13 protein-coding genes and 2 pseudogenes are annotated in these 13,802 nt (G+C 73.0%); 11 read left to right on the top strand and 4 right to left on the bottom strand.

The features are described 5' to 3' along the window. Positions 1-5: 5 nt before the first annotated feature. Complete coding sequence (locus ABTX60_RS29045; RefSeq protein WP_352100021.1) at positions 6-374, bottom strand: hypothetical protein; 369 nt, start codon at positions 372-374, stop codon at positions 6-8. A gap of 247 nt (positions 375-621) precedes the next feature. On the opposite strand from ABTX60_RS29045, the gene ABTX60_RS29040 reads away from it, so the two are divergent. Beyond that, positions 622-2,700 (top strand): SpoIIE family protein phosphatase, encoded by a 2,079-nt coding sequence (locus tag ABTX60_RS29040; RefSeq protein WP_352099968.1) that lies wholly within the window; start codon positions 622-624, stop codon positions 2,698-2,700. A 6-nt stretch (positions 2,701-2,706) separates the two neighbouring features. Here the strand turns inward: ABTX60_RS29040 and ABTX60_RS29035 are convergent, their stop codons facing one another. Beyond that, positions 2,707-3,510: a putative protein N(5)-glutamine methyltransferase gene (locus ABTX60_RS29035; RefSeq protein ID WP_352099967.1), complete on the bottom strand. Its 804-nt coding sequence runs from the start codon at positions 3,508-3,510 to the stop codon at positions 2,707-2,709. Between the two features lie 232 nt (positions 3,511-3,742). Between ABTX60_RS29035 and ABTX60_RS29030 the strand changes: the two genes are divergently transcribed. The 7 genes from ABTX60_RS29030 (at position 3,743) to ABTX60_RS29000 (ending at position 9,733) form a co-directional block, all read left to right on the top strand. Next, positions 3,743-4,219 carry a MarR family winged helix-turn-helix transcriptional regulator gene (locus tag ABTX60_RS29030; RefSeq protein ID WP_502992417.1) on the top strand — a complete coding sequence of 159 codons (477 nt, stop codon included), beginning with the start codon at positions 3,743-3,745 and terminating at the stop codon, positions 4,217-4,219. Between the two features lie 125 nt (positions 4,220-4,344). After that, entirely contained in the window at positions 4,345-4,950 is a 606-nt protein-coding gene (locus ABTX60_RS29025; protein WP_352099965.1) for a sulfite oxidase-like oxidoreductase, read from the top strand. Then, positions 4,943-5,698 carry a ferredoxin reductase gene (locus tag ABTX60_RS29020; protein ID WP_352099964.1) on the top strand — a complete coding sequence of 252 codons (756 nt, stop codon included), beginning with the start codon at positions 4,943-4,945 and terminating at the stop codon, positions 5,696-5,698. The genes ABTX60_RS29025 and ABTX60_RS29020 overlap by 8 nt, the downstream gene beginning before the upstream one ends. Before the next feature lie 211 nt (positions 5,699-5,909). Beyond that, positions 5,910-6,491 (top strand): Rv1733c family protein, encoded by a 582-nt coding sequence (locus tag ABTX60_RS29015; protein ID WP_352099962.1) that lies wholly within the window; start codon positions 5,910-5,912, stop codon positions 6,489-6,491. Between the two features lie 113 nt (positions 6,492-6,604). Then, positions 6,605-7,573 (top strand): acetylxylan esterase, encoded by a 969-nt coding sequence (locus ABTX60_RS29010; protein ID WP_352099961.1) that lies wholly within the window; start codon positions 6,605-6,607, stop codon positions 7,571-7,573. Positions 7,574-7,683: 110 nt separating this feature from the next. Beyond that, positions 7,684-8,850: a serine hydrolase domain-containing protein gene (locus ABTX60_RS29005; RefSeq protein ID WP_352099960.1), complete on the top strand. Its 1,167-nt coding sequence runs from the start codon at positions 7,684-7,686 to the stop codon at positions 8,848-8,850. Between the two features lie 130 nt (positions 8,851-8,980). Beyond that, the gene (locus ABTX60_RS29000) at positions 8,981-9,733 is read left to right on the top strand and encodes a GntR family transcriptional regulator (RefSeq protein WP_352099959.1); all 753 of its coding nucleotides are present in this window, start codon (positions 8,981-8,983) and stop codon (positions 9,731-9,733) included. Between the two features lie 215 nt (positions 9,734-9,948). Here ABTX60_RS29000 and ABTX60_RS28995 read toward each other — a convergent pair whose 3' ends face one another. Both ABTX60_RS28995 and ABTX60_RS28990 read right to left on the bottom strand, forming a co-directional pair. Further along, positions 9,949-10,692, bottom strand: a complete 744-nt coding sequence (locus ABTX60_RS28995) for a class I SAM-dependent methyltransferase (protein WP_352099958.1) — start codon at positions 10,690-10,692, stop codon at positions 9,949-9,951. Between the two features lie 4 nt (positions 10,693-10,696). Further along, positions 10,697-11,147: pseudogene (locus ABTX60_RS28990) on the bottom strand (helix-turn-helix transcriptional regulator). Positions 11,148-11,212: 65 nt separating this feature from the next. Between ABTX60_RS28990 and ABTX60_RS28985 the strand changes: the two are divergent. The 3 genes and pseudogenes from ABTX60_RS28985 to rho form a co-directional block, all read left to right on the top strand. Further along, a pseudogene (locus ABTX60_RS28985) lies at positions 11,213-11,509 on the top strand (nuclear transport factor 2 family protein); the annotation flags it as partial. 69 nt (positions 11,510-11,578) lie between these two features. After that, the gene (locus ABTX60_RS28980; RefSeq protein ID WP_352099957.1) at positions 11,579-12,406 is read left to right on the top strand and encodes a class I SAM-dependent methyltransferase; all 828 of its coding nucleotides are present in this window, start codon (positions 11,579-11,581) and stop codon (positions 12,404-12,406) included. Positions 12,407-12,653: 247 nt separating this feature from the next. Next, positions 12,654-13,796 (top strand): transcription termination factor Rho, encoded by a 1,143-nt coding sequence (rho, locus tag ABTX60_RS28975; RefSeq protein WP_352099956.1) that lies wholly within the window; start codon positions 12,654-12,656, stop codon positions 13,794-13,796. The last annotated feature ends 6 nt before the right edge of the window (positions 13,797-13,802 follow it).

Here is a 13,802-nt window from a genome sequence, read left to right as displayed (position 1 = left end):
GGCGGTCAGCGGCTCTGCAGACGCACGTGCAGTTCCTTCTCCTGGTCGCCGGAGACCGTGGCGAGATCGTGCACGTCGAACAGCGAGTCGAGGGTCGTGCGGAACCGTTCGATCGCCCAGTAGCCGCCGTGCAGGTCGGCGTCCACGGAGGACGACAGGTGAACCGGCCGCGAGCCCTCGTGCTCGTCGGCGACGTCGAAGGTGCCGAGCCACACGGTCGGGCGGGTCTCGTGCAGTTCCTCGGGTACGTCGTCGGCACACCGGTCGGACTCGAAGCAGGAGCACAGTGCGTCGAACACGATCCGGGCGTCGTGCTTGCTGCACCCGCTGATCTCCACCGAGACGGAGTGGGGGTGCGGTCGCTCGTGGTTCATCGCCATCGTGATCGCTCCTCTCGAGGCCACCGGCTGCCGTATCCGCCCCTACCCCAGCAAAGCACCACCTTCCGGCGAGCACTACCGGCGGTGCCGTTCCCGGTGACGGTTTTGCGGGGCGGTCCGCGCCGTGTTGGGAGATGGTGGAAGGTGACGAAGGGGCCTTCGGGACGCGGCTCCGCGCGGTAGAACATGGGGTGTCGGCACACGACGGCGTGCCGCGAGGACGGCGAAGGCGGGGCGTGGGATGAGTGCAGCCGGGTCTCCCGAATCCGCAGGCGACGGTCCGGTGCGCGGATCCGCGCGCCCGAGCGGGCTGCTGGACGTGCTGCGTGTGGCCTCGGTGGTCCTGGACGCCGAGGGCCGCATCGTGCTGTGGAGCCCGCAGGCCGAGGAGCTGTTCGGGTACGACGCCCAGGAGGCGCTCGGGCAGTACGCCGCCCGGATCATGGTCCACGAGGAGCACGTCGACCTCGTGGTCAAGTTGTTCGCCGACGTCATGGGCACCGGTCAGAGCTGGGCGGGAGCCTTCCCGATCCGCCGCAAGGACGGCGGCACCCGGCTCGTGGAGTTCCGCAACATGCGGCTGCTGGACGACCGGGGCGACGTCTACGCGCTGGGGTTGTGCGCCGACCAGAGGACCGTGCGCCGGCTGGAGCGCGAGGTGGCGCTTTCGACGCGGATGATCGCGCAGTCCCCGATCGGGCTGGCCGTGCTGGACACCGAGCTGCGGTACGTCTCGGTCAACAAGGCGCTGGAGGAGATCAACGGCGTACCGGCAGAGGAGCACCTGGGCCGCACCCCCCGAGAGGTGGTGCCCCGGATGGACGTGGAGGCCCTGGAGACCGCGACGCGCCGGGTGCTGGAGACGGGAACGCCGGTCGTGGACCAGTCCACGACCGGCCGCACCCCGGCCGATCCGTACCAGGACCACGCCTGGTCGATCTCGCTGTACCGGCTGGAGAACGCCTTCGGGACCGTGCTGGGCGTGGCCGTCTCGATCGTCGACGTCACCGAGCAGTACCGGGCCGGCATCGAGGCCGAGGCGGCGCGCCGGCGCCTGGCCCTGATCGCCGACGCCTCGGGGCGGATCGGCACCACGCTGGACCTGGACCGCACGGCCCGCGAGCTGGCCGACGTGGCCGTGCCGGAACTCGCCGACATCGCGGCCGTCGATCTGCTGGACGCGGTGGTGCAGGGGCGGCGCACCAGCCTGGGCCCCGCCCAGTCGGCCGTGATCCGCGCGCTGGCGGTCCAGGGATACGACTCCGCGGAGGCACTGGAGGCGGCCGACTCCCCCGGGCAGGTCGCCCGCTACGCGCCCGACCGGCTCGTCACCCGGTGCGTGCGCACGGCGAGCCCGGTGATGCTGCCGGAGGTCAAGGACGAGGACCTGGTGCACATCGCCCGTTCCCCGGAGGCGGCCGAGCTGCTGCGCCGGGCCGGGGTGCACTCGTACCTGGCGGTTCCGCTGATCGCGCGCGGCGAGGTGCTGGGAGCGCTGGACCTCAAGCGCACCCGCAATCCGCTGCCGTTCAGCGAGGACGATCTGCTGCTGGCCCGTGAGCTGGCCGCCCGGGCCGCGGTGCAGATCGACAACGCCCGCTGGTACCAGGGCGCCCGCGAGACCGCCCTCACCCTGCAGCGCAGCCTGCTCCCCAGCCATCCGCCGGTGACGGGCGGCCTGGAGGTCGCCTCCCGCTACCAGCCGGCCGGGACCACCAGCGAGGTCGGCGGCGACTGGTTCGACGTGATCCCGCTGGACGGCGGCCGGACGGCGCTCGTCGTGGGCGATGTGATGGGCAGTGGCATCCCCGCGGCGGCGGCTATGGGGCGGCTGCGCACCGCGACCCACACCCTCGCCTCCCTGGGCCTCGACCCGGACGTGCTCCTGGAACACCTCGACAAGATCACCGCGGGACTCGAACAGGCCATCGCCACCTGTGTCTACGCCGTCCACGAGCCGCATCTTCGGCAGTGCCGGATCGCCAACGCCGGGCATCTGCCGCCGGTGCGGGTCCGGGCCGGGCGGCCGCCGGAGCTGCTCGACCTGCCGACCGGGGTGCCGCTCGGGGTGGGCGGTGTCGCCTTCTCCACGACCACCGTCGAACTCGAGCCCGGCGACCGGCTGGTGTTCTACACCGACGGTCTCGTCGAGACCCGGCGCGACCCGATCGACGAACGGCTCGACACACTGCTGTCCCTGCTCGACGGACCCGGCCTGCCGCTGGAGGACGTCTGCGACCTGCTGCTGCGCACGCTGCACGAGCCGGACAACTTCGACGACGTGGCCCTGCTCATCGCGCGGGTGACCGCACCGGACTGAGCGGCCCTACGGCCGGACACCGATCACCACATGGGCGTACAGCTCCTCCGACACGGCCAGGTGGGTCGTGAGGCCGCTGCGCTCGAAGGCCTCGACGGCGGCCGGTGCCTGGTGCCGGCTCGTCTCCACCAGGACGCAGCCGCCGGGGGCGAGCCAGCGGGGCGCGTCCGCGGCGACCCGGCGCAGGACGTCGAGGCCGTCGGTGCCGCCGTCGAGGGCGACCAACGGCTCGTGGTCCCGGGCCTCCAGAGGCAGCAGCCCGATCTCGTCGCTCGGCACGTACGGCACGTTGGCCGCGAGGATGCCGACGCGGCCCCGCAGCGCGCGGGGCAGCGCCTCGAACAGATCGCCCTCGTGGACATGGCCGCCGGCGGCGGCGATGTTGCCGCGGGCGCATCGCACGGCAGCCGGGTCGATGTCGGCGGCGTGCAGTTCGACGCGGCCGAGAGCGGCGGCCAGCGCCGCTCCCACGGCGCCCGAGCCGCAGCACAGGTCCACGACGACGGTGGCACCGCACGCCCGTTGCAAGGCCTGGTCCACCAGGAACTCGGTGCGCCGGCGCGGTACGAAGACGCCCGGGGCCACGGCGATGCGCAGGCCCCGGAACTCGGCCCAGCCGAGGACGAGTTCGAGCGGCAGGCCCGCGACGCGGCGCTCGACCATGGTGGCGGCCTCGGCCGGGGTGCGCGCGGCGGCGAGGATCAGATCGGCCTCGTCCTCGGCGAAGACACAGCCCGCGGCGCGCAGGGTGACGACGACGCCGTCACGGGAGGACGGTGCGGAAGGGGGGACGGCGGACACGGACGGCATGGAAGCCCAGAGCCTTTCGGGAGCCGAAGGGCGCTCCGGCGATCGCCTACGACCGGCGATCCGCGCGACGTCGAGAGGAGAGCACCCGAGCTGACACAGCGGTAATGGGTCTCACCTCCTCGGCTTCCGGCGGCCGGGTCCTGACCGGCCGGACGGCAACCCTACCCGACGGGCCCGCGGCCCTGTGCGGCCCTCGTGAGGGCACCCGGTCGGGTGGTTGGATTGTGCAACCATGGAGGGAGCCGAGCAGCACCGTGGTGAGGGAGGGCCCGTGCACACCGCAGACGCCGTGGAGACCATCCAGCGGGAGATGACGGTCTTCGCCCGCCGGGCCAGGGCCGCGGCGGGCCGGATGCACCCCGAGCTGTCTCTGGTGTCGTACACGCTGCTCGGGCATCTGGAGGAGAGCGGCGGGTGCCGGGCCACCGACCTGGCCGTCCATTACGCCCTCGACAAATCCACCGTCAGCCGCCAAGTGGCGGGGCTGGAGCGCGCCGGGCTCGTCGAGCGCCGCCCCGATCCCGCTGATCAGCGGGTCCAGGTGCTGCACCTGACCGGGGCCGGGCGGCACATCCTGGCCCAGGTCACCGAGAGCCGCCGGTCGGCCTTCCGGGAGCGTCTGGCCGACTGGCCGGCGGAGGACCTGAGCCGGTTCGCGGACTACCTCGTGCGGTACAACGCCTCGCCCGGGCCGGGCCGGCAGGACTAGTGCCGCGGCAGGCAACGTTCGCCCCGTCGCGGCACCGGGACCCCCTGCACGTACGGTTGAAGGCGGAAACACTGAGCACACCGGGTCCGGCGGGCGCCGCCGGACCGCCCCGGAGGCACCACCGCATGCACATCACCCGCGGCTTCACCGGACGCCCACGCGTCGCCGACCCCGGCCTGCCGCCCGGCCAGTACGACGCCGGCGACGACTGGCCCGTCCTGTCGGCCGAGGTCACTCCCGAGCTGGCGGCCGCCGACTGGACCTTCCGCGTCGACGGGCTGGTGGCGGAGCCCCGCACCTGGGACTGGGAGGCGGCGCACCGGCTGCCGCCGTCGGCGTACGAGGGTGCCATCCACTGCGTGACCAGCTGGTCGAAGTTCGGGGTGCGCTTCGGGGGCGTGTCCCTGGACGCGTTCCTGGAGGTGGTCCGGCCCCATGAGTCGGCCACCCATGCCGTCGCCTACTCGCACACCGGCTACACCTCGAACCTCCCGCTCGCCGACCTGACCGGCGGGCGCGCCTGGATCGCCTGGGAGTACGACGGCCGGCCGCTCGCCCCCGAGCACGGCGGCCCGGCACGGCTGCTGGTGCCGCACCTGTACTTCTGGAAGAGCGCCAAATGGATCGCGGGCCTGCGGATCCTCGACCACGACGAGCCGGGCTTCTGGGAGCGCAACGGCTACCACGAGCGGGGCAACCCCTGGGAGGAGCAGAGGTACTCTGGTGACTGAGACCTTCGTGCCGCCCACGCGGTTCGCCGTACCCGGGCGCATCGCCGTGAACGAGCAGGCCGCGTCCGAGTGGCAGAACGCCACCATCACCGAGATCCGCCGCGAGACCCCGCGCGTGTCCACTTTCCGGCTCGCCGTGCCCGCCTGGCCGGGGCACCTGCCCGGCCAGCACCTGATGGTGCGGCTGACCGCCGAGGACGGCTACGCCGCCCAGCGGCACTACTCGATCGCGTCCGCGCCGGACGACTCCGGGCAGGTCGAACTGACCCTGGATCACGTCGAGGGCGGCGAGGTCTCGGGCTGGTTCCACACCGTCGCCCGGCCCGGCGACCGGGTCGAGGTGCGAGGGCCGGTGAGCGGCTTCTTCGCCTGGCCCGGCGACCGGCCCGCACTGCTGGTCGGCGCGGGCTCCGGCGTCGTGCCGCTGATGTCGATGATCCGGCACCACCGGGCACGGAACCTGACCGTGCCGCTGCGGCTGGTGGTGTCCGCGCGCAGTCCCGAGGATCTGGTCTACGCCCGGGAGTTGGGTGCGGAGACCACCACCGTTTTCACCCGGAGCGCGCCGGAGGGTGTGGCGGTAGGACGTATGGCGGCAGCACATGTGGCGCCGCTCCTGGCCGAGCAGCCTTCCGGCGGGTGGGAGGCCTATGTGTGCGGCTCCAACTCCTTCGCCGAACACGCCTCGCGCCTGCTGGTGACGGCAGGTCAGCCGGTGGACCGGATCCGCATCGAGCGCTTCGGCTGACCCGGGTGTTTCGCCCCGCTCGCGCCGGGCACCCAGCCGAAGGGTCGCGGCGGGCCGCTCCTGCGCTGCGAAGCGCCGTCGAGCGATCGATGGATGTCAGAGGGGGTATCCCCTCCGTGAGGGCACGCGTACGCGTGACGTGATGCGCAGGAGCGGCGGCGCACCGCTCGGCCGGTCCGGCCCTCCCTGTGGTGACGGCGAGGAGGTGGGCATGCGCACCCCGATGCACGTCTGGCGCCGGCGGCGCAGTCCGCTGCGGCGCCGGTCGGATGTCGTCGAGGCGTGGACGGTGCTGGTGGTCACCGTCCTCGTCCTCGTGGGCGCGCCCCTGGCCGGGGCGGCCGCCGCGTGGTGGGCCCATGGTGAGGCGCGGTCGCTGTCGGTGGAGCAGCGGGCCGAGCGGCACCGGGTCCGGGCCGAGGTGGTCGGCGGGAACGACTCGCTGCCGTCGGTGCGGGCCGGCGGGCAGCACGCGTACCGGGCCACCGTGCGCTGGACGGAGCCGGGCGGAGCCACGCGCACCGCGTCGGCGCGGGTCCCCGCGGACAGCCGGCGCGGCGAGAAGGTCGACGTCTGGTTCGACCGCCAGGGGCGCAGTGTGCTGCCGCCGGTGGACGAGACGGCGGTCTGGCAGCACACCCTGACCATCGGCGCCTGCGCCACCGGCGGTGCGGTGGCCGTGGTGCTCTTCGGTCACGTCCTCGTGCGCCGGGTGGCACTGCGCCGCCGGATGGCCGAGTGGGACCGGGCCTGGGCCCGTATCGAGCCGGAGTGGACGCATCGCAACGCGTGACGGCGCGGGGCCCCGGGATGTCGGAACAAACGCCTGGCCAGTCCTCCGGCCCCGCACGTAGTGTGATCATCCGCACTGCCCCTGTAGCTGCTTCTCACCCAAGGCGGTCCTGCATGGCCCTGTTCGACCTTCCGCTCGACGAGCTCCGCGAGTACCGCAGCGCGGCCACCGAGCCCGAGGACTTCGACGCCTTCTGGTCCAAGACCCTCGAGGAGGCTCGCCTGCACGACCTGGACGCCCGCTTCGAACCGGTCGACACGGGCCTGTCCACCGTCCAGGTCTTCGATGTGACCTTCGCCGGTTTCGGTGGTCACCCGGTCAAGGGGTGGCTGACGATCCCGGCCGGCGCGGACGGCCCGCTGCCGCTGGTGGTGGAGTTCATCGGCTACGGCGGCGGGCGCGGGCTCCCGCACGAGCACCTGTTGTGGGCGTCCTCGGGCCGGGCGCACTTCGTGATGGACACCCGCGGGCAGGGCAGCGGCTGGGGCGGGGGCGGCGGCACGGCCGACCCGGTGGGCGGCGCGCCCGCGTACCCCGGTTTCATGACGCGCGGCATCGACGCCCCGGAGAACTACTACTACCGCCGGGTCTACACGGACGCGGTGCGTGCCGTGGAGGCGGCCCGCTCCCACCCCCTCACGGACCCGGCGCGCACGGTGGCCGTGGGTTCCAGCCAGGGCGGCGGCATCACGATCGCGGTCGGCGGACTGGTCCCGGACCTGGCGGGCATCGCGCCGGACGTGCCGTTCCTGTGCGACTTCCCGCGCGCGGCGACGATCACGGACCGGCACCCGTACCGGGAGATCGGCCTCTACCTCAAGACCCACCGTGGCCGCACCGAGGACGCCCTGCGCACGGTGGCCTACTTCGACGGCGTCCACTTCGCCGCCCGCGGCCGGGCCCCGGCGCTCTTCTCGGCCGCCCTGGAGGACCAGACCTGCCCGCCCTCGACCGTCTTCGCGGCCTTCAACGCCTGGAGCCACGAGGACAAGACGATCGAGGTCTACGACTTCAACGACCACGAGGGCGGCGGCCCCTTCCAGCAGGCGGCCAAGCTGCGCTGGCTGCGCTCCTACATCTGATCCGGCCGTTCACCTCCGCCGGGCTTCCGCTCGGTCCGACCAGTCGGTACGTTCATCGCGCCCGGGCCGCGACCGGCGGTCCGGGCCCGATGCGGTCGGCGGAGGGGTTCATGTCCGAGATCGGGACACAGGTGCACGGTCACTGCGACGCGGCGTTCACTTCGGTGCGCGGGGCGTTCGAGGAGAACTTCCGGGAGCGCGGGGAACTGGGCGCCGCGGTGGCCGTCACCGTCGGCGGCCGGACCGTGGTGGACCTGTGGGGCGGCTGGGCCGACGCGGCGCGCTCCCGGCCGTGGGAACGGGACACCCTGGTCAACGTGTGGTCCACCTCCAAGGGGCCGGTGGCACTGTGCGCGCACATCCTGGCCGATCGCGGACTGCTCGACCTGGACGCACCGGTGGCCCGGTACTGGCCCGAGTTCGCCGCCGCGGGCAAGGAGAAGGTCCTCGTCCGGCATCTGCTGTCGCACCGCGCCGGTCTGGCCGGTCTGCGGGAGCCGCACGCACTGGAACAGCTCTACGACTGGGAGCTCACCACGCAGCGGCTCGCGGCCACCGAGCCCTGGTGGGAACCGGGCACCCGGTCCGGTTATCACGCGCTGACCTACGGCCATCTGGTCGGCGAGGTCGTACGCCGGGTGTCGGGGCTGCGGCCGGGGGCCTTCCTGGCGCGGGAGGTGACCGGCCCGCTCGGCATCGACTTCCGCATCGGTCTGCCGGAGCGGGACTCGGGCCGGGCAGCCGAGCTGGTTCAGGCACCGACCACGGCGGACAGTGAACAGGCGGCGGTCTTCGCCCGGTTGGCGCCGGCGGCCATCGCCGCGCTGACCAACCCGGCGGTGTCCGCGGCCACGGCGAACACCCCGGGGTGGCGGGCCGCCGAGATACCCGCGGCGAACGGCCACGGCACCGCGCGTGCCGTCGCCGGTCTGTACGGCGTCTTCGCGGGCCGCGGCTCGATCGGGGACCACCGCGTGCTGTCTCCCGAGGCGGCCGAGCGGGTGCGCGAGGGGCAGGGCAGCTGCCGGGACCTGGTGCTCGGCGCCGGCTTCGAGCACGAGACGGAGGTCGGCCTCGGACTCTGGCTCAGCGGCCCGCACGGCTCGTACGGCCCCAACCCGCGCGCTTTCGGACACGACGGGGCCGGCGGCTCCTGCGGGCTCGCCGACCCGGAAGCGGGAGTGTCCCTGGGCTATGTGATGAACCGGATGGGGTCCCGTATCGCCGACGACCCGCGAAAGACGGCCCTGGTCGACGCCCTGTACGGCGCCCTGTGAGAGCGGGGCACGGCCGGGCGGTTTCGGCCGAACCGCCCGGCCGCCCTTCCCTGCTGGTTTAGACCAATGCTAGATCTGGTGGCGCACCGAGCCCGTACGGCTACCGAACGTCATCCACAGGAGGGGCGGCATGGCCCGCACCACCCCGCACGACCACCCGCCGGCCGAGGGCGAGCCCCTGTACCGGCGGATCGCGACCGCGCTGCTCGGCGAACTGCGCGACGGCACCGTCCCACCCGGTGAGCGCCTGCCGGGGGAACGGCATCTGGCCGGCCACTTCGGGGTCAGCCGGGAGACCGTGCGGCAGGCTCTGGAGCTGCTGCGCCGCGACGGGCTCGTCGCCACCGACCGGCGCGGCAGCCACGCCACCCTGCCGGGCCTGCCGGTCGAGACCCCCGCGTCGCTCGCCTTCCCGCTGGGAGCCCGCACGCAGACCCCGGGCAGCGTCGCCCGTGCCACGGTCACCTGGGAGGCGCCCCGGCCGGACCACGCCGAGGCCCTGGGGCTGGCCCCCGGCCGCCCCACCCTGATCCACCGCTACCGGTGCGCGACCGCCGACGGGCAGGGCCTGCGGACCGCCGTGACGTCGTTCTCCGCCGTGGCGCTGGCGGAGGTCGAGGAACTGGCCCGGTACCGGGACCGTGCCGACGGCACCACCACCGCACAGCTGCGGCGGGCCTACGACTGGATGCGCCAGGCCGGTCTGACCCTGCACCACCGCGATGCCATCACCCCGCTCGCGAGCACGCCGTCGGTCCGTGTCACCCGACAGGTGCACGACCAGTACGCGCGCCCGCTGGAGATCACCGACCTCGTGGTGGACGCCCGGCAGGACGCACTCGTCTACGAGTTCACCCTGCCGGGCCGGGCGGCCCCGCCCTAGGTCGTGCTGCCGCCGCTCATGCTGCGCACGGAGGCGAATCCGCAGGGCACGCCGACAGAGGGCTTCGACGGGATCCGCGCCGGGGGCACGGCGCGGACCGCTCGCAGTTCTACCTAGAGCTGAGCGAAAAGCTTCTACAACTTCGACCGCCCGGCGCGGCCGTGTCGGAGGGCATGCGCCGAGCAGGCGCCCCGCACGGCCTGGTCGGCTGACCCTCACTTCGGCATGGGGGCCTCGTCAGACAGCCGGGCCACGACGAGACGCACCCGGGGGCTGCCGTCGGGTCGCCGGCCGAACTCCGGCAGCGGGCGCAGCTCCACCCGGAAGCCGGCCCGCGCGAGTTCGCGCTGTACGTCCGCCAGGCGGAACGCGCGGTAGTACATGACGAACGGAGGCCGCCAAAGCGCGTTGCGCACCCGCATCACGGTGTCGAAGCCGAGCAGCGCCCAGTAGCCGGGCGAGCCCGGGCGGGGCGGGGCGACCAGCGGGAAGGCGAAACAGCCGCCCGGTCGCAGGACGGAACGGACCTGCGCGAACAGCCCGGGCAGTTCCCGGGGCAGGAAGTGCCCGAAGGCCCCGAAGCTCACCACCAGGTCGAAGGCCGGCGCGAAGGGCAGCGCGCGGGCGTCGGCCCGGACCCAGGAGACCTCCGGCCCCGTGGGCCCGACCCGCTCGCGTGCGACGTCGAGCATGCCCGCGCTGAAGTCGACGCCGGTGACCCTCTCCCGGCACACCCGTGCCAGCACACCGACGCCCGCTCCCGTACCGCAGCACAGGTCGAGTCCGGCGTCGAACGGCCCGGTCTGCCGCAGCGCCGAGCCCACGGCGTCGAGGATCGCGTCGGGTGTCCGGAAGGGCGTGCGGTCGAACTTGGGCGCGAGGAGGTCGTAGCCGCGCTCGACGGACGACAGGGCCTGGACGGCGAGTTCGCGCACAGTGGGGCCTTCGGGACTGAACATCGGCTCAGCCTAGGGGAGCACGCTGCTGCAGGACGGTGCGTACGCGCTCGCACCAGCGGATGTTCTCCTCCTCGCTGCGGCCGGCCAGGAGGCGCTCGCGCACGCGCCGGTAGCGGGCGAGCTTGCCGCGGGTCCACACCGTCCATGGCCTGGATCTTGATGAGGAGTTCGTCGCGGATGGCGGTGGGCCGCCGGGGCGGCGTGGCGGCGAACGTGCCCAGGTCCCGGCGGCCCGCTTCGGTCAGCGTGAACATGCGCTTGTCGGGCCGCCGTTCCTGGCGCACCACCCTGGCCTCGATCAGTCCGTCCTGCGCGAGACGCTCCAGTTCCCGGTAGAGCTGCTGCGGCGTCGACGCCCAGAAGTTGGCCAGCGACACGTCGAACACCTTGGACAGCTCGTACTCCGACGCCTCGCCCTCCAGGAGGGCCGCCAGAACGGCGTACTTGAGAGACATGTGGACACCGTATCAACGGGTGATTATTCTACTCCGCACCTACTCAACAAATTGACCAAGGCGGGTACGCCGGCAAGGCGATCACGGCGGCGATCCTGCGTGCCGTCTCCGGGGTCTTCCAGGATTTCCGCTACGTGCGCGAGATCAACGACGTGAACGGCCGCGACCACGCCCTGGTCTTCGCCGCGCGCGTGGGTGACCGGGAGATCAGCGGCTGCGACTTCATCCATGTCGACGAGGACGGCCTCATCGACGAATTCACGGTCATGGTGCGGCCGTTGTCGGCGGCCCAGGCGCTCGCGGCGGCCATGGGCGAGCAGTTCGAGCGCATCGCCGAGGAGGCACGGAGCCGCTCGGTCTGAGCGGCACGTCCCGCGTTCCGTTCCGGCGTTCTCCCGGCGCCCGCGGCCGGTTCGCGGTTTCATGTCCTCATGACGTCCGTCGAGCACGACCGGCTGATGAGGGCCAACCAGGCGAACTGGGACGCCCGCACCCCCGTCCATCTCGCCAGCCGCTTCTACGGTCTCGACCAGGACCTCGACCCCGAGCGCTGGTTCGCCCCGTTCGAGTGGGAGGACCTCGGCGAGCTCGCCGGGCGTGACGTGCTGCATCTCCAATGCCACCTCGGCACGGAGACGATCGCCTTCGCGCGGCGCGGCGCCCGGGCCGTCGGCCTCGACTTCTCCGAGGCGTCGGTGGCGGCCGCGCAGGACATCGCGGCGAAGGCCGGCACGGACGTGACGTACGTCCGTGCGAACGTGTACGACGCCGTCGCGGCCTTAGACGGGCGGCGGTTCGACGTCGTCTACACCGGCAAGGGCGCGCTGTGCTACCTCCCCGACCTGGACCGGTGGGCGGGCGTCATCGCCCGGCTCCTGCGTCCCGGCGGCCTGTTGTACGTCGTCGAGTTCCACCCCCTGCTCAACTCCCTCGGGCCGAAGCCCGCTCCGGGAGAGGGGCCCGAGCTGCTGCTGCGTCACGACTACCTGGGCGGCGGCGGCCCGGTGCACCGCGACGGGACCCACACCTACACGGACGGCCCGGCCGTCGAAGGCGCCACGGACAGTTACGAGTGGATGCACGGAATGGGCGAGGTCGTGAACGCGTTGACGCAGGCGGGACTCGCCGTGCGGCGGCTGCGGGAGGGCGACGAGCTTCCCTGGCCGCGCTGGCCGCAGATGGTCCGCACGGAGTCCGGCTGGTGGCGGCTGCCCGAGCCGCGGATCCCGTTGCTGTACGGGCTACTGGCCACGCGTTGAGGTAACTGCTTACCCTCCACCGCTGCCGGTGGTACAGTGCGAGCAGCACTCGTGCACGCCCCACTTTGCGGGCGCCGGTGCCGTTTCTTCACTCTCACCTTCCTTCCAGCGCCGCGACGTGTTCGTCGTATCCGAGGCGCTGTTCCCCCGCCGCCCGGAGGCGTGCCATCGGCCCTCCCTTCGCGGCTCTCTCCCCCTTCCCTCGGCACGTGCCACGCCTGCCGTCCGTGAAAGGACACACACCACCATGACCACCACACTCGACAACCCGCCCGTCCGGCAGCAGTCCCCGGCCCGGACCGTGTCCGGTGTCCTCGACATCGACACGAACGGGAAGGGGCACCTGCGCGCCGGGCACTGCCTGCCCTCGCCCGCCGACGCCGCGGTCTCCCCCGCGCTGATCCGCCGTCACGGCCTGCGCAAGGGTGACCTCGTCGAGGGCGTGACCGGAGACCGCAGCGCCCTCACCGATGTCGCACGCGTCGCCGGCCGTGCGCCCGGGGACCTGAGCGGCCGGCGCCACTTCCGGGACCTGACGCCGTTGCACCCGCACGAGCGGCTGCGGCTCGAACACCCGGGCGCCGGCCTCGCCGGCCGCGTCGTCGACCTGATCGCACCGGTCGGCAAGGGCCAGCGCGGGCTCATCGTGGCCCCGCCCAAGACGGGCAAGACCGTCCTCCTCCAGCAGCTCGCCGCCGCCGTCACCGGCAACCATCCCGAGTGCCGGCTGATGATGCTCCTGCTCGACGAGCGGCCCGAGGAGGTCACCGACATGCGGCGCTGCGTACAGGGCGAGGTGTATGCCTCGACCTTCGACCGCAGCGCCCGGCAGCACATCGCGCTCGCCGACCTGGTGATCGAGCGCGCCAAGCGGCTCGTGGAGGCCGGCGAGGACGTCGTCCTCCTGCTCGACTCGCTGACCCGGCTGTGCCGGGCGCACAACAACGCGGCCGCTTCCGGTGGCCGCATCCTCACCGGGGGCGTTGACGCGTCCGCGCTGACCGGGCCCAAGCGGTTCTTCGGCGCCGCCCGCTCGGCCGAGGAGGGCGGGTCCCTCACGATCCTCGCGACCGCCCTGGTGGAGACCGGTTCCCGGGCCGACGACTTCTACTTCGAGGAGTTGAAGAGCACCGGCAACATGGAATTCCGCCTGAGCCGGGATCCGGCCTCCCGCCGGGTGTTCCCGGCCGTCGACATCACGCTCTCGGGCACCCGCCGCGAGGAACTCCTGCTCAGTCGGCCGGAGTCGGCGGCCGTCCACGGTCTGCGGCGCGTCCTGCGGGACCGGGACGGGCTGGGCGGCCTGGACACCCTCCTGGAGCGCATGCGCCGGACACCGGACAACGCGACGTTCCTGCGGCTCATCCAGCCGACCCTGCCCTCGGGCTGACCCGGG

The organism is Streptomyces sp. NPDC126510 (genome assembly GCF_040302345.1).
Taxonomy (GTDB): domain Bacteria; phylum Actinomycetota; class Actinomycetes; order Streptomycetales; family Streptomycetaceae; genus Streptomyces.
Note: the sequence above shows the minus strand (reverse complement) of the source record. Positions and strands in the feature narration are given on the sequence as shown.